We start from the raw sequence: 13,873 nt of genomic DNA, 5'->3' as shown, positions 1-13,873 counted from the left end.
AGTAGAAAACCAGTCGTGAGGCTGGTTTTTGTATTTTATTTAGATATTTGATATAATAAGATAGATAAAAACAAAGGAGTTAGTTATGTCGGAAATTACAATTACGCGTGATACGGGTATGGTTGGCGTTGCTCAAAAAGTAGCGGTATATCTTAATGGTGAACTTGTACATAAACTTTCAAATAATGAAAGCAAAACTCTGTCATGTGAGGGAGATAGTATTGAGCTACAGGTTGGACAAAGTTTTATGAAGTCTCATAAAATTCAAGTAAAAAATGGCCAAAAAGTACTTGTAAAAGCTTCTGGAATTCGTGCTATGCTAGGAATTCTTGGGACTATCTTAGGCTTACCTTATTTACTTCTTGAAATAGAGGGTTAATATTCCAAAATTGCAGCAGGAGCGGAATTTAACAGTTTCTAAATCATAGAAAAAATCGGTCAGAAGTGACTGATTTTTTTCTTCTATGCTATAACAAACAAAGTGATATAATTAGAAGCATCAAATTTTTAAAATTAAAATTTTTTTCTGAGATTCTGTTAATCTTTTGACAAGATTTCTGAAAGGGTTTACAATGAAACTAATAAATTATAAAGTGAGGTATGTTTATGGCAAAAATGAATGCTGCGCGTTGGTATGGCGCTAAAGATGTTCGTATTGAAGAAGTGGATGTACCAGAAGTCAAACCGCATCAAGTCAAGATTGCGGTCAAGTTCACAGGAATATGTGGAACTGACTTGCATGAATATCTGGACGGACCGATTTTTATTCCGACAGAAACAGAGCATGTCTACTCTGGCCAGAAAGCGCCTGTAACTTTAGGACATGAGTTTGCTGGGGAAATTGTTGAGGTCGGCAGTGCTGTGACACGAGTCAAGGTTGGCGATCGGGTGACAGTTGAGCCCATTTTGGCTAAGCATAATCTTGTCGGTGATTATAATCTGGACCCCAATCTAAACTTTGTCGGTTTGGCGGCAGACGGTGGTTTTGCCAAATACTGTGTTTTGGACGGAGACATTGTTCACAAAGTTCCAGACAGTCTTAGCTATGAGCAGGCGGCCTTGACAGAACCAGCTGCTGTGGCTGTTTACGCGGTCCGTCAGTCAGCTCTTAAGACGGGCGATACTGCGGTGGTCTTCGGTTTGGGGCCAATCGGGCTCTTGATAGTTGAGGCTTTGCGGGCAGCCGGTGCCTCTAAGATTTATGGTGTTGAGTTATCTCCAGAGCGCCAAGCCAAGGCTGAGGAGCTTGGGGCCATCATTGTGCGACCAGAAGAAGGCGAAGACGTGGTAGCTGCTATTCAGCGTTTAACTGGTGGCGGGGCAGATGTGTCTTATGAAGTGACTGGGGTGCCGGTTGTGCTGGGACATGCTTTGGCTGCTGTCCACAAGGCTGGAGAATGTATGGTAGTTTCTATCTGGGAACGAGAAGCTAACATTAATCCAAATGAATTTGCCATTCAAGAGAAATCGCTTAAGGGCATTATCGCTTACCGGCATATTTTCCCTAAGGTGCTGGAGCTGATGGAGCAGGGCTATTTCTCTGCTGACAAGCTTGTGACCAAGAAGATTAAGCTAGAGGATATTGTGCAAGAAGGCTTTATCGAGCTGACTCAGGACAAGGCGCAGATCAAGATTTTGGTATCGCCAGAATAAAATCTTTGCTTAATCATGAGACGAAAATCAGTCAAAACTGGCTGATTTTTCTTTATGGTTTGTGCTGTAATAAGTAAAGTTTTAGAAAGAGGTTGGGATGTCAAAAGTTTTGAAAGGTTCATTCCATATTTTTCTGAAAGTCGCTTTAAGCTGATTCCTTGTTTTCTTAGTTCATAGATTCGAACTTTATCCTCATAAGTTAGTTTCATTTAAAAAACCCCCAAAAGTTAGATTTTTTCTGTCTAACTTTTGGGGTGTGGTGCAATTCAACTTCTTTTTATTTGGAGACCATTTTCCAGAAAAAATCAATGATATAAGTCAGTCCGTAGGTATAGATGACGAGGGTGATGGGCTTGCAGAGAAGGATAATCAGCATGTACTTTTTGAAAGTCATCTTGGTCAGGGCGGCCAGCATACAGAGAAAGTCGGCTGGACTGATGGGCCAAATCATCATGAAAATAAAGAAGCGCTCAAAGCGATTGCCCTTATCCAGCCAGCCGATATATTTATCATAGGTGCGCTTGCTGACGACAGACTGGACAAAAGCCGGACCGTAGGTGCGCGCCAGGTGAAATATAATGGCGCAACCAATGACAATGCCGATATAGTTATAAATGGTGCCGACGATATGGCCGTAGATGAAAACGCCAGCGACAGAGGTCAGGGCGCCAGGGATAATGGGCACGACCGTCTGCAGAATCTGCAGAAAGATAAAGAGGGGTGGTCCCCAGATGCCTGCCTGCTGGATAAAGGCTGAGAGAGTTTCCTTGGACTGGAGGATGCCAGCGAAATAGGCCCAGATGCAAAAAGCCACCGTTCCTAAAGCTCCAATGGCGGACGACCAGTTGATAATCTTTTGCAAAAGGGGAGAAACAGCCTGCATCTGTCTGTTTTTTTCTGCCATACAAACCTCCAGAACATTTATATTATCACTACTATAATATCATATTTTTTCCTTTTTGTAACCCTTGAGGCTGTAAGTGCCAAAAAGCTTAAAAGATGATATAATGATGTAATTAGTAAATCATAAGTTTTCAAATAATCGATCAAAATCAAAGAAAAATGCGTAAGAGGAGAGCCTATAGTGGAAGAATATCTAAATTTATATCATCAAAAATTGTGGGAAATTGCATATGATAATCTCATAAGAGTATTTTCCCACCCTCATACAATTATTCTCTTTGTATTATTTTTAATTATTTGTTCCTTAATTTGTTTCTTATTTTTCGGAAAAACACGTACTTTACTATTTGTAGTTAGTTATTTCTTCTTGTTCCTTTTGGGAGGAGTCGCAGAGTATGTGAATAGCTATAGCAAAATTATGAATCCATCTTCTCCATATAACAATTCTTTAAGCATTGCTTCATTAAGACATGAAACCGTTCTTCCGATGCTTGAGCATGTAGATGAGATTCCCCTAGCTAGTGTCGATGGAGAGCTCAAGAGAGAAGATATTATATTGTTTGCAGTGTCGAATCCTACCTACTACGACGGTCTTTTTAATGATATAGCAATGTTATTAACCGGTGAGTATAAAATAGGAACAGATTTTCTAGTTGCTTTAGTAGGCTACGAAGAGAAAGATGGTGAATGGCAATCTGTTGACATTCGCATTGCCCCTGTTGATGAAGAAAAGGATCTTCAGAAATTTTCTAAGGTTCTTCACATAAAAAAGATGAAGCAGAGGGTGCTACCGGTATTATTTCTAAACTTCAAAAATTTTATGAAAAAAAGTTAGAGAGCGAAAAAAATAGATAGTGGTCTTATGAGCATGAATTTTGCCCATTTTAAAATGAAGCTTCCCGCTTGGGGAGCTGTTTTTATTTGCTTGAAAAATAGAAAAGTAAACATCACCTATTCGCTCTAGAAGAAATAGGAACATGAGTGCCAAAAAGCCCATTTTATGCTATAATAATGAGAATACGATTTTTTGGAGAGAGATGTGGCGATTGAAGATTATATGCCGGACTTTGCGGTCGAGGCAGTTTACGATTTAACAGTAGAGAATTTGAAAAGACAGGGGATCAAAGCGGTTTTGGTGGATTTGGATAATACCCTGATTGCTTGGAATAATCCTGACGGGACTCCAGAGATGAAGAAGTGGCTCCATGATTTGCGGGACGCGGGCATTCGGATAATCGTGGTGTCCAATAATAACCAAAAACGGGTCAAGCGGGCTGTTGAAAAGTTTGAAATTGACTATGTCTACTGGGCGATGAAACCCTTCACTTGGGGAATTGACCGGGCGCTCAAGCTTTTTCATTTTGAAAAAAATGAAGTAGTCATGGTGGGCGACCAGCTCATGACGGATATTCGGGCAGCACATCGGGCTGGGATTCGTTCGATTTTGGTCAAGCCACTGGTCGAGCACGACTCTATCAAGACCCAGATCAATCGGGCGCGTGAACGCCGTGTGCTCAAGAAAATCACTGAAAAATACGGTCCAATTCAATATAAAAAAGGAATTTAAGCATGGAAGAACTTCTCTGTATCGGCTGCGGAGCTACTATTCAGACAGAAGATAAGGGCAAGCTAGGCTACACGCCCCAGTCAGCTCTAGAAAAAGGCTTGGAGACAGGTGAACTCTATTGTCAGCGTTGTTTCCGCCTGCGCCATTATAATGAAATCAGCGATGTCCAGCTGACGGATGATGACTTTCTGCGGCTTCTCCATGAGGTTGGAGATAGCGACGCTTTGGTCGTCAATGTTGTCGATATTTTTGACTTTAATGGATCGGTTATCCCTGGCCTGCCTCGCTTTGTTGCTGGAAACGATGTTCTCTTGGTTGGGAATAAAAAGGACATTCTGCCTAAGTCGGTCAAGGATAGCAAGGTGACCCAGTGGCTGACGGAGCGGGCTCACGAAGAAGGCCTGCGTCCAGTCGATGTGGTATTGACTTCTGCTCAGAACAAGCAGGCTATCAAGGACTTGATTGACAAGATTGAATATTGCCGCAAGGGACGTGATGTTTATGTAGTCGGCGTGACCAATGTGGGCAAGTCCACTTTGATTAACGCCATTATTCAGGAAATCACGGGCGACAAGGATATTATTACGACTTCGCGCTTCCCGGGAACAACTCTGGATAAAATCGAGATTCCTTTGGCGGATGGCAGTCATATCTATGATACGCCGGGCATTATCCATCGTCATCAGATGGCTCACTATCTTACTGCTAAGAATCTCAAATACATCAGTCCCAAAAAGGAAATCAAGCCCAAAACCTACCAGCTTAATCCAAATCAAACCCTCTTTTTGGGTGGCCTAGGCCGTTTCGATTTTGTGGCAGGCGACAAGCAGGGCTTCACAGCATATTTTGACAATGAGCTCAAGCTCCACCGGACCAAGTTAGAAGGTGCTAGTGATTTTTATGACAAGCATGTCGGCAGTCTCTTGGTGCCGCCAGTTGGCAAGGAAAAGGAAGAATTTCCAGCCTTGGTCAAGCATGAATTTACCATCAAGGACAAGACAGATATCGTCTTCTCAGGTTTGGGCTGGATTCGCGTCAGTGGTCCTGCCCGAGTAGCTGGTTGGGCGCCAGAGGGTGTGGCGGTTGTCACTCGGAAAGCTATTATATAATACTCAAGAAACAAAGGGGAATAAACCTCCTTTAATAAGAAAGGGAAAGGCCATGAGCAGTGGGGAGACAAGCAGGTCCCAACTGTCTCAAGCCTTATAGAAGAACATGACACTAACATCAAAACAACGGGCCTTTCTCAACAGTCAGGCACATAGTCTCAAACCTATCATTCAGATTGGGAAAAATGGACTCAATGACCAAATCAAAACCAGCGTCCGTCAGGCACTGGATGCACGAGAGCTGATTAAGGTCACGCTCTTGCAAAATACGGATGAGAATATCCATGAGGTCGCTGAGATTCTGGAAGAGGAAATCGGAGTGGATACGGTGCAGAAGATTGGCCGGATCTTAATCCTCTACAAGCAGTCCAGCAAAAAGGAAAATCGCAAACTCTCTGTCAAAGTCAAGCAAATTTAAGAACAAATTTCTGTGGAGATGTCATCCTATGGCTATTGAATTACTTACCCCCTTTACCAAGGTGGAATTAGAACCAGAAGTTAAAGATAAAAAACGCAAGCAGATTGGTATTTTAGGCGGAAATTTCAACCCTGTTCATAATGCACATTTGGTTGTGGCGGATCAGGTCCGGCAACAGTTGGGCTTAGATCAGGTCCTGCTCATGCCAGAGTACGAGCCACCCCATGTGGACAAGAAAGAAACTATCGATGAAAAACACCGGCTGAAAATGCTGGAGCTGGCTATTGAGGGGATTGAAGGCCTAGGAATTGAAACTATTGAGCTGGAGCGCAAGGGAATTTCCTATACCTACGACACTATGAAGCTCCTGACAGAACAACATCCAGATACGGACTATTACTTTATCATCGGTGCGGATATGGTTGACTACCTGCCCAAGTGGTACCGGATTGATGAGCTGGTTGAGCTGGTTCAGTTTGTTGGTGTTCAGCGGCCGCGCTACAAGGCGGGGACTTCTTACCCCGTCATCTGGGTGGATGTCCCACTTATGGATATTTCCTCCAGCATGGTGCGGGATTTCCTGGCCCAGGGACGGACTCCTAATTTCCTGCTGCCTCAGCCAGTCTTAGACTACATCGAGAAAGAAGGGCTTTACCTATGACCTATGAAAGTTATATCAGTATGAGTCGTGAGGCCTTGCTAGCTAAGATGGAAACAGTCATACCCGAGAAGCGCCTGCGGCATTGTCTAGGTGTGGAAAAGGCTGCCCGTGAATTAGCGGAGCGCTTCGGTCTTGATGTCGAAAAAGCAGGTCTGGCAGGACTTCTACACGATTATGCCAAAAAGGTCTCGGATGAGGATTTCCTATCTTTGATTGACAAATACAAGCTTGATCCTGACCTGAAAAACTGGGGCAATAATGTCTGGCATGGGATGGTGGGCATTTACAAGATTCAGGAAGATCTAGGAGTGGAAGATTCTGAGATACTGCGAGCCATCGAGATTCATACAGTGGGTAGTGGCACCATGTCTGAGCTGGACAAAGTGGTCTATGTCGCCGACTACATTGAGCACAACCGGGAATTTCCGGGAGTGGACAAGGCAAGAGAGCTGGTTCAGCGGTCACTCAATCAAGCTGTGGCCTACGAAACAGCAAGGACGGTGGAGCATCTAGCCCATAAGGGGATGCCCATCTATCCGCAGACCTTGGAGACTTACAATGCCTTTGTAGGGTATTTGAAGGAAATAGAAGAATGAAAACAGCTCTAATCATTATTGATGTACAAAATATCTTAGTGGAGACAGGTTTTCAGTCTGATAAAATGATGGATAAAATTTCCTTTCTGCAGCATCAGGCTAGGAGTAAAGGTGCCGAAATTATCTATATTCAGCATGTGGAAAATCCAGAATACAATGCATTGGAAGATTGGCAGTTGTCTCCTCTCTTGAATCGAAAATCAGACGAAAAAGTCTTTCAGAAGAAGTATAATAGTATATTTAAAGAGACAGATTTGAAGGATTACTTGGATAAAGAAGATATTGGTCGTCTAGTTTTATGTGGAATGCAGACGGAATATTGTGTAGATGCATCAGTTAAAGTTGGATTTGAATTTGATTATAAACTTGTCATTCCAGAAGGTGCTTTTACAACTTTTGATGGAGAAGACGCTTCGGCAGAAAAAATAAATACTTTTTACCAAAAAATTTGGGACGGACGTTTTGCGGATGTTCTAGACTACAAAAACATTTTTAATTAAAGAGGAACTATGAAAGAACAAGAATTATTAGAACTGGTCGTGAAGGCGGCCGATGAAAAGCGTGCAGAAGATATTGTAGCTTTGGATTTGCAAGGTCTGACTACTGTGACAGATTACTTTGTCATCGTCAGCTCGATGAACAGTCGTCAGCTGGATGCAGTCGCTGAAAATATCCGTGAGAAAGCTGCGGCGGCGGGTGTTTCTGCTGGTCATGTTGAGGGAGACGCAGCTGGCGGCTGGGTGCTCTTAGACTTGGGCGGTGTGGTTGTCCATGTCTTTTCTGAGGAGATGCGGGCGCATTACAATCTTGAAAAGTTGTGGCACGAAGCAACTGGTGTGGATGTTGCAGCCTTATTGGAAGAAAAAAACAAGTGATTTTTTGCCCTTGGGCAGAAAGCAGAATTTAGCTCAGTCAGCCTGCTGGCTGGGCTATTTTTGAAAGGAAAAGTATGGCAACTTATGAAACCTTCGCGTCGGTTTACGATGCGATTATGGATGATTCTTTGTATGAGAAGTGGACAGATTTCAGCCTGCGTCATTTTCCCAAGGATAAGAAAAAGCTGCTGGAGCTGGCCTGCGGTACGGGCATCCAGTCCATTTGTTTTAAGCAAGCGGGTCTTGAGGTAACGGGGTTGGATTTGAGTCAGGAAATGCTGGATTTGGCAGAGAAGCGCAGCAGAGAGGCCGGTTTGGACATTCCCTTTATCCAGGGCAATATGCTGGATTTGAGTGGCATCGGTCAGTTTGATTTGGTGACTTGCTATTCAGACTCGATTTGCTATATGGAGGACGAAGTGGATGTCGGTCAGGTCTTCACTCAAGTTTACCAGCATCTAAATGAGGGCGGTCGTTTTATCTTTGATGTGCACTCAATTTACCAGATTGATGAGGTTTTTCCTAGCTATTCCTATCACGAAAATGCTGAAACCTTTGCCATGGTATGGGATTCCTATGCGGACGAACCGCCTCATTCCATCGTGCACGAGCTGACCTTCTTTGTCCAAGACGAAGATGGGCGTTTCACGCGCCATGATGAGGTGCATGAGGAGCGGACCTATGAGATTTTGACCTATGATATCTTGCTGGAGCAGGCTGGCTTTAAGAATGTCAAGGTTTATGCGGACTTTGAGGACAAGGAGCCGACTGACAAGAGCGCTCGCTGGTTCTTTGTGGCGGAGAAATGAGATGACAGTTACCGGTATTATCGCAGAGTTTAATCCTTTTCATAATGGGCACAAATATCTGCTGGAGCAGGCTGCTGGTCTGAAAATTATCGCTATGAGTGGCAATTTTGTTCAGCGAGGCGAGCCGTCTATCGTAGACAAGTGGACTCGGGCACAGATGGCTTTGGAAGCGGGAGCGGATCTGGTCCTTGAGCTGCCTTTCTTGGTCAGTGTCCAGGCGGCGGACTTTTTCGCTAAGGGAGCAGTAGACATCTTAGAGAGGCTAGGTATCGAACAGCTGACTTTTGGAACTGAGGAAGTGTTGGACTATGAGAGTATTTCGAGGGTCTATGGCGAAAAGGCAGAGCAGATGGAAGCTTACCTGTCTAGCCTGCCTGATTCCCTATCCTATCCCCAGAAGACTCAGGCCATGTGGCAGGAGTTTGCAGGGCTCAATTTCTCAGGCTCTACGCCTAACCATATCTTGGGCTTGGCCTATGCCAAGGCTGTGGCGGGAAAGGTTATAAAGCTGTGCCCGATTCAACGTCAGGGCGCTGGTTATCATTCCTTATCAGCTGATCAGGAATTTGCTTCCGCAACTGCCCTTCGTCAGAAGTTGGATCAGCCAGACTTTATCAAAAAATTCACTCCAGCCCATCAATTGCTTGAAATGGCACCCAAGGTAACCTGGTCGGACCTCTTTCCTTATCTTCGATACCAGATAGTGACCTGTCCGGATTTAACGGACTTTTATCAGGTCAACCAGGAGTTGGCCGTTAGGATTAGAGAGGCCTTGAAAAACAGTGAGACTATAGAAGAGTTGGTTGAGCAGGTGGCGACCAAGCGCTATACCAAGGCTCGGGTTCGGCGTCTACTGACCTATATTCTGGTCGGAGCTAGACGAGAAGAAGTTCCATCAGGAATCCATATTTTAGGCTTTTCCGAGCAGGGGCGCCAGCATTTATCCAAGTTTAAGGGAAATGTTGAATTGGTCAGTCGTATCGGCAAGGAGCCATGGGATGGTCTAACCCAGCAGGCTGATAAGGTCTATCAACTAGGCAACTCTGCACTTAGGGAACAGAATTTTGGACGGGTTCCGATTATGAGAGACAAGTAAGGCTGAATGTTCAGCCTTTTTGCTTTGTTTGCGACTGTAAATAAAAAATGGTATAATAAACAAATAAATTTGTTTTCACTAAGGAGCATGATTTGCTTTTTAGCGGTTTGACTGTAGGTATGAAAGCTAGCATTCGGTCAATAAAACATTGCTGTGCTGATTGAATGCTTATCTTTCCTATCCATGTCTCAAAGGAGGAAGACTCATGAAATTCAAAAAGATTACCTTTATGGCACTTACAGCTTTACTGACGCTTAGTTTAGGTGCTTGTAGCTTGATTGGGCAGAAGCATTCTCAAAAGAATCAAGGTGGGACTGAGAATAGCTCCCGTGAGAGCCAGAAGAATACTTCTTCTGACGATATTGAAGAACTCTTGGAGAAAGCAGAAACTGCGAATGAAGATCTAACTTCAATGAAAATGAAGGTGAAATTATCTATCACTGTAGATGGTTCCAATAAAACTCAAACGATGAGCGGAGACCTTCTCTATGATAAAAGCACGGATGAACTGGCCAAGGGGCATTTAGTAATAGATGGAAAAGAGAGCGGTCAGGAGAGTTATCAAGAAGCGATTATGCCAGGTGGAGAGGATAAACTTTTGTATACTCGTTCTTCTAAAAATGGAACATGGACTAAGCAAGAAATGGGAAGCGGGGCAGATTATTATGTTCAGCCCGATTATTTCAAACTCATGGATGGCTTTTATCAAATGGCTGATGATGTCACTGTAAAGGAAAGCGGTGATGAATATGTCTTTAAATTAAGCAGTAAAAATGCTGACTTGCTGGGGCTCTTTGGTGAAGAATTCAAACTAGAGCTGACAGGTGTTACTCAGGCTGATATGGATAAAACGTTAGAAGTACGCTTGGATAAAAAGACCTTATTCTTAAAAGACTTTAAGCTAGGTCTATCTTATAAGGGTGAAGAAGGTAGTTTGGATGTTCAAACAGATACTCAATATTCTGACTGGAATAAGGTAGAGGAAGATGAGTTTAAAGCGCCTCAGTAAAGCATAAGCAAAACGATTAGCTGAGAAAGAAAGGAAAAGTCATGCCTTTATTATTTGCTTTTCGCTATCGTAGGGGACTCTATTTGACCATAGTCATCTTAGCATCTGTTTTTTTAGCCTTAGGCATCATTTTCGGCGCTTTAGCTTCCTTACTCTTGTTTTCAATTGATAAAGCCATGCCTGGATCAGGAATACGTTCGTTCAGTTTGCCTTTTATACTTGCTTTTTTCATGACTGCTGTAGTCGAAATCTTTGCAATAGTTCATGCGGGACGTAAGCTGAGTAAAAATTGCTTTGTTCTTGCGGGAACAGAGTGGGGCTTGACCGTGCGAGGCGCTTTCTTGAAAGAGCATAGCTTTGCTTGGAATCAGCTGGAAAGTGTCTTTTACCGGCCGGCTTGGGGCCGAACTTCTGACGGGCAGGTTTCTTTTCGACTGGGAGTCAGGCACTATCGGAGAGACTACCTATATGTCAAGCCTTATCATGGTAAGTCCGTCCGAGTAGATGTCACATTTTTGGATGGCAGAATAGAGGATGTTTTTGCCTGCTTAAGCAGGTGCAAACCGGATTTGCCTATTGTGAAAAATTATCAGTGATATTTTTGATGGATTTCGGTAAAGGACCGTTATGACAGGCCTGCCGGTTTCGGGAAATAGAATGTACCGTCCAGTTGCTCTTTTAGCGACTGGATTTTTTATGGAATTGAAAACAGAAATCAATTTTGTCTCGATTTTAGCCTAGTAGAAGTTGAAGAAACCAACCAGAATCTTCTAGGAACAATCATTTTTTCTTAGTGATTTTTCTGATTCCCTGTGTTATAATAAGAAAGATTAAAAATGTAATTTATCAAAAGGAGAATCTCCAATGGGACGTAAATGGGCCAATATTGTGGCAAAGAAAACGGCCAAAGACGGCGCGAACTCAAAAGTATATGCTAAGTTTGGTGTGGAAATCTATGTAGCAGCTAAAAAAGGTGATCCAGATCCAGAGTCTAACACAGCTTTGAAATTCGTTATTGACCGAGCTAAGCAGGCTCAGGTGCCGAAGCATGTCATTGACAAGGCCATCGATAAAGCAAAAGGAAACACTGACGAAACCTTTACCGAAGGCCGCTATGAAGGATTTGGGCCAAACGGCTCTATGCTGATTGTCGATACCCTGACTTCAAATGTCAATCGGACTGCAGCCAATGTTCGTGCTGCTTTTGGTAAAAATGGCGGTAATATGGGAGCTAGCGGCTCTGTATCTTATCTTTTTGATAATAAAGGCGTGATTGTCTTTGCGGGTGACGATGCCGACAGCGTCTTTGAACAGCTGCTGGAAGCGGATGTGGATGTTGATGATGTTGAAGCAGAAGAAGGAAGCATCACTGTCTATACAGCGCCAACTGACCTTCACAAGGCTATCGTGGCTCTGCGTGAATCTGGCATTCAAGAATTCCAAGTAACCGAGCTGGAAATGATTCCTCAGTCTGAAGTAGAGTTGACTGGTGAGGACCTCGAAACCTTTGAAAAACTTTATAGCGTTTTAGAAGACGACGAAGATGTCCAAAAGATCTATACGAATGTAGATGGATTCTAATTACAGTATAATTATAAGAAGCTGAGTTTATATCGGCTTTTTTAGTTTGAGAAAAAATATTAATGAGATGTTACAAATATATCTTTTGTATTGGTGTTTTGTAAACAAAGTGTAAAAAAAGGGTTTACACTAATAGGCAAATATGGTAAAATAAATTTCAAATTATAATGTTTTTAATTAGAGATGCTTAACTTTCTTAACAGACTATCTTTATAGTTTTGGTAACTAATGGTTATCTTTTCAAGACAAATAAGATATAATTAGTAGCTCTTTTTGATGTTATATTTTATATTATAAAAAGGAGAAAATCATGCAAAAGGTTTTTCGATATTTATTTCTTTCAGTCTTGGTTGTTTTTCTTACTGGTTGTAGCTTTACTAAAAAAGCAAGTGAGAATGGAGTTTCTGGTAATAACGATGTAGATGTTAAAATAAAAGGCGGTACTTATGTCTTGCCAAATGATGAGTCTTCAGATTCAAAATATCTTGCTTTAAATGTTGAAATTAAGAATAAGAGTGATAAGAAACTCCGCCTTTCTGAGGGAGATATTACACTATATAATTCTGATGATGAAAAAATTAAGCCACTTAATGTTTATGATTCAAATGATAAATTTAAAACAATGTCATTTGAACAAGTTTCTAAAAACAAGAGTATCAGCGGCTATGTTGTCTTTGAAGTAGATTCGAAAGAAAAGTACGAACTTCATTATTCTCCTCTCTATACTGATATAGATGCGAAAGAAAAAGAAGATGTCACTATTAAAGTTGATGCTGCTAAATATCCTGATAATGTTGAAAAAATTGAAGACCTTGCTAAACAATATGTTGATCAAGTTTTCTTAAACGGAGCTGACTCAGCTAATGCGGGAAATGTTAGCAACAACAACCCCAATTCTGCGACCCTTACCCCATTAGCAGATAAAAAAGATGATAAGAAGAAAAATAAAGATGCCGATAAGGGAGATGAATTTGTTCTAGGTGGAGATTTAGCTAAGGCCAAGAGTGATTTTACAAAAGCTTTCACAACACAATTTGGAGAAGAATTCACTTACTACAAACCTTCTGAAGCAGAGTTACGTACATTTGTAGATGCCTATGCTAAGGCGAATGCAAAACGTGCTAAGATTAGCTATCAAGTGAAGAGTTTCTTCCCTGAAAGCGCAATTGTCTATGTTCGTCCTGAGACAATTGGCTTGGAAAATATCCGAACTTATGATCTAATTTCAAAATTTGCAGATGAACATAAGGCTGATTACTCTAACTATAATGATGCATACTCTGCTGCTGAAAAATACATCTTAGAACAAGCCCCAAGTCAATTTGACAGCATTCCGTTAGTGACAAGTAAGTACATGGAAAATGAAGGCTATGAACTTAAATTAGTCAAGAAAAATGGCAAGTGGGTAGTTGATACGTCTGATAGTATTGGCTACAAATCGCTTGTTCGAGCATTTAGTGGAAATTCTTATTAAAAGAAAAAATGATTCTTTAATCATATAAAGAGTCATTAATAGAAAGAAACGAACAGATTTATCGAAGCAGATTCTTGCTGATAAATTTGTTCGTTTTACGTTACAAAAACTTCCTATTATAG

The 13,873-nt window shown here is 42.0% G+C and carries 18 protein-coding genes and 1 pseudogene; 16 read left to right on the top strand and 3 right to left on the bottom strand.

All coding sequences use genetic code 11. The features are described from left to right. Positions 1-85: 85 nt before the first annotated feature. Positions 86-379 carry a hypothetical protein gene (locus HMPREF9378_RS05140; RefSeq protein ID WP_002901038.1) on the top strand — a complete coding sequence of 98 codons (294 nt, stop codon included), beginning with the start codon at positions 86-88 and terminating at the stop codon, positions 377-379. Between the two features lie 227 nt (positions 380-606). After that, positions 607-1,653, top strand: a complete 1,047-nt coding sequence (locus HMPREF9378_RS05145; RefSeq protein WP_023915824.1) for a 2,3-butanediol dehydrogenase — start codon at positions 607-609, stop codon at positions 1,651-1,653. Positions 1,654-1,757: 104 nt separating this feature from the next. On the opposite strand, the pseudogene HMPREF9378_RS11775 reads toward HMPREF9378_RS05145, so the two are convergent. Together HMPREF9378_RS11775 and HMPREF9378_RS05150 are read right to left on the bottom strand one after the other, a co-directional pair. Next, positions 1,758-1,862: pseudogene (locus HMPREF9378_RS11775) on the bottom strand (helix-turn-helix domain-containing protein); the annotation flags it as partial. 68 nt (positions 1,863-1,930) lie between these two features. After that, on the bottom strand, positions 1,931-2,557 hold the full coding sequence (locus HMPREF9378_RS05150; RefSeq protein ID WP_002901034.1) for a TVP38/TMEM64 family protein: 627 nt from the start codon (positions 2,555-2,557) through the stop codon (positions 1,931-1,933). A 180-nt stretch (positions 2,558-2,737) separates the two neighbouring features. On the opposite strand from HMPREF9378_RS05150, the gene HMPREF9378_RS0110930 reads away from it, so the two are divergent. The 11 genes from HMPREF9378_RS0110930 (at position 2,738) to HMPREF9378_RS05200 (ending at position 10,696) form a co-directional block, all read left to right on the top strand. Then, the gene (locus HMPREF9378_RS0110930) at positions 2,738-3,391 is read left to right on the top strand and encodes a hypothetical protein (RefSeq protein ID WP_002901032.1); all 654 of its coding nucleotides are present in this window, start codon (positions 2,738-2,740) and stop codon (positions 3,389-3,391) included. 204 nt (positions 3,392-3,595) lie between these two features. Next, positions 3,596-4,123, top strand: coding sequence for a YqeG family HAD IIIA-type phosphatase (locus tag HMPREF9378_RS05155; protein ID WP_032908894.1), 528 nt, complete (start codon positions 3,596-3,598; stop codon positions 4,121-4,123). Positions 4,124-4,125: 2 nt separating this feature from the next. Then, positions 4,126-5,232: a ribosome biogenesis GTPase YqeH gene (gene yqeH / locus HMPREF9378_RS05160; RefSeq protein WP_002901028.1), complete on the top strand. Its 1,107-nt coding sequence runs from the start codon at positions 4,126-4,128 to the stop codon at positions 5,230-5,232. Between the two features lie 106 nt (positions 5,233-5,338). Further along, complete coding sequence (yhbY, locus tag HMPREF9378_RS05165) at positions 5,339-5,650, top strand: ribosome assembly RNA-binding protein YhbY (protein ID WP_002896287.1); 312 nt, start codon at positions 5,339-5,341, stop codon at positions 5,648-5,650. Positions 5,651-5,678: 28 nt separating this feature from the next. Next, entirely contained in the window at positions 5,679-6,311 is a 633-nt protein-coding gene (locus HMPREF9378_RS05170; protein WP_002901026.1) for a nicotinate-nucleotide adenylyltransferase, read from the top strand. Further along, on the top strand, positions 6,308-6,907 hold the full coding sequence (gene yqeK, locus HMPREF9378_RS05175; RefSeq protein ID WP_002911898.1) for a bis(5'-nucleosyl)-tetraphosphatase (symmetrical) YqeK: 600 nt from the start codon (positions 6,308-6,310) through the stop codon (positions 6,905-6,907). Before HMPREF9378_RS05170 ends, yqeK begins: the two co-directional genes overlap by 4 nt. Continuing rightward, positions 6,904-7,407, top strand: coding sequence for a cysteine hydrolase family protein (locus HMPREF9378_RS05180; protein ID WP_002901022.1), 504 nt, complete (start codon positions 6,904-6,906; stop codon positions 7,405-7,407). The genes yqeK and HMPREF9378_RS05180 overlap by 4 nt, the downstream gene beginning before the upstream one ends. A gap of 9 nt (positions 7,408-7,416) precedes the next feature. Next, complete coding sequence (gene rsfS, locus HMPREF9378_RS05185) at positions 7,417-7,782, top strand: ribosome silencing factor (protein ID WP_002901020.1); 366 nt, start codon at positions 7,417-7,419, stop codon at positions 7,780-7,782. 74 nt (positions 7,783-7,856) lie between these two features. Then, positions 7,857-8,591: a class I SAM-dependent DNA methyltransferase gene (locus HMPREF9378_RS05190; RefSeq protein ID WP_002901018.1), complete on the top strand. Its 735-nt coding sequence runs from the start codon at positions 7,857-7,859 to the stop codon at positions 8,589-8,591. Position 8,592: 1 nt separating this feature from the next. Further along, positions 8,593-9,687, top strand: coding sequence for a nucleotidyltransferase (locus tag HMPREF9378_RS05195; RefSeq protein ID WP_002901016.1), 1,095 nt, complete (start codon positions 8,593-8,595; stop codon positions 9,685-9,687). Between the two features lie 205 nt (positions 9,688-9,892). Next, entirely contained in the window at positions 9,893-10,696 is an 804-nt protein-coding gene (locus tag HMPREF9378_RS05200) for a DUF6612 family protein (RefSeq protein ID WP_002911901.1), read from the top strand. 79 nt (positions 10,697-10,775) lie between these two features. Here the strand turns inward: HMPREF9378_RS05200 and HMPREF9378_RS11670 are convergent, their stop codons facing one another. Continuing rightward, a complete protein-coding gene (locus HMPREF9378_RS11670; protein WP_002901012.1) occupies positions 10,776-10,928 on the bottom strand; it encodes a hypothetical protein in 153 nt (50 codons plus the stop codon). Here HMPREF9378_RS11670 and HMPREF9378_RS05205 point away from each other — a divergent pair. The 3 genes from HMPREF9378_RS05205 (at position 10,927) to HMPREF9378_RS05215 (ending at position 13,751) form a co-directional block, all read left to right on the top strand. Then, entirely contained in the window at positions 10,927-11,292 is a 366-nt protein-coding gene (locus tag HMPREF9378_RS05205) for a hypothetical protein (RefSeq protein WP_002901011.1), read from the top strand. The two genes, HMPREF9378_RS11670 and HMPREF9378_RS05205, sit on opposite strands and share 2 nt — an antisense overlap. A 268-nt stretch (positions 11,293-11,560) precedes the next feature. Then, entirely contained in the window at positions 11,561-12,277 is a 717-nt protein-coding gene (locus HMPREF9378_RS05210; RefSeq protein WP_002901009.1) for a YebC/PmpR family DNA-binding transcriptional regulator, read from the top strand. 310 nt (positions 12,278-12,587) lie between these two features. After that, positions 12,588-13,751, top strand: coding sequence for a DUF4352 domain-containing protein (locus HMPREF9378_RS05215; protein WP_002901007.1), 1,164 nt, complete (start codon positions 12,588-12,590; stop codon positions 13,749-13,751). Positions 13,752-13,873: the final 122 nt, after the last annotated feature.

The organism is Streptococcus sanguinis SK1 = NCTC 7863 (genome assembly GCF_000194945.1).
GTDB classification, from domain to species: Bacteria; Bacillota; Bacilli; order Lactobacillales; family Streptococcaceae; genus Streptococcus; species Streptococcus sanguinis.
The sequence above is the reverse complement of the archived record's forward strand: the minus strand, read 5'-3'. Positions and strand labels throughout refer to the sequence as shown.

What these genes read in the sequence shown, in the direction of transcription:
- rsfS (WP_002901020.1), top strand. Translation starts at nt 7,417, where the DNA reads ATGAAAGAACAAGAATTATTAGAACTGGTCGTGAAGGCGGCCGATGAA.
- yqeH (WP_002901028.1), top strand. Translation starts at nt 4,126, where the DNA reads ATGGAAGAACTTCTCTGTATCGGCTGCGGAGCTACTATTCAGACAGAA.
- HMPREF9378_RS05140 (WP_002901038.1), top strand. Translation starts at nt 86, where the DNA reads ATGTCGGAAATTACAATTACGCGTGATACGGGTATGGTTGGCGTTGCT.
- HMPREF9378_RS05195 (WP_002901016.1), top strand. Translation starts at nt 8,593, where the DNA reads ATGACAGTTACCGGTATTATCGCAGAGTTTAATCCTTTTCATAATGGG.
- HMPREF9378_RS05145 (WP_023915824.1), top strand. Translation starts at nt 607, where the DNA reads ATGGCAAAAATGAATGCTGCGCGTTGGTATGGCGCTAAAGATGTTCGT.
- HMPREF9378_RS05215 (WP_002901007.1), top strand. Translation starts at nt 12,588, where the DNA reads ATGCAAAAGGTTTTTCGATATTTATTTCTTTCAGTCTTGGTTGTTTTT.
- yqeK (WP_002911898.1), top strand. Translation starts at nt 6,308, where the DNA reads ATGACCTATGAAAGTTATATCAGTATGAGTCGTGAGGCCTTGCTAGCT.
- HMPREF9378_RS11670 (WP_002901012.1), bottom strand. Translation starts at nt 10,928, where the DNA reads ATGAAAAAAGCAAGTATAAAAGGCAAACTGAACGAACGTATTCCTGAT.
- HMPREF9378_RS05180 (WP_002901022.1), top strand. Translation starts at nt 6,904, where the DNA reads ATGAAAACAGCTCTAATCATTATTGATGTACAAAATATCTTAGTGGAG.
- HMPREF9378_RS05200 (WP_002911901.1), top strand. Translation starts at nt 9,893, where the DNA reads ATGAAATTCAAAAAGATTACCTTTATGGCACTTACAGCTTTACTGACG.
- HMPREF9378_RS05170 (WP_002901026.1), top strand. Translation starts at nt 5,679, where the DNA reads ATGGCTATTGAATTACTTACCCCCTTTACCAAGGTGGAATTAGAACCA.
- HMPREF9378_RS05210 (WP_002901009.1), top strand. Translation starts at nt 11,561, where the DNA reads ATGGGACGTAAATGGGCCAATATTGTGGCAAAGAAAACGGCCAAAGAC.
- HMPREF9378_RS05205 (WP_002901011.1), top strand. Translation starts at nt 10,927, where the DNA reads ATGACTGCTGTAGTCGAAATCTTTGCAATAGTTCATGCGGGACGTAAG.
- yhbY (WP_002896287.1), top strand. Translation starts at nt 5,339, where the DNA reads ATGACACTAACATCAAAACAACGGGCCTTTCTCAACAGTCAGGCACAT.
- HMPREF9378_RS05150 (WP_002901034.1), bottom strand. Translation starts at nt 2,557, where the DNA reads ATGGCAGAAAAAAACAGACAGATGCAGGCTGTTTCTCCCCTTTTGCAA.
- HMPREF9378_RS05190 (WP_002901018.1), top strand. Translation starts at nt 7,857, where the DNA reads ATGGCAACTTATGAAACCTTCGCGTCGGTTTACGATGCGATTATGGAT.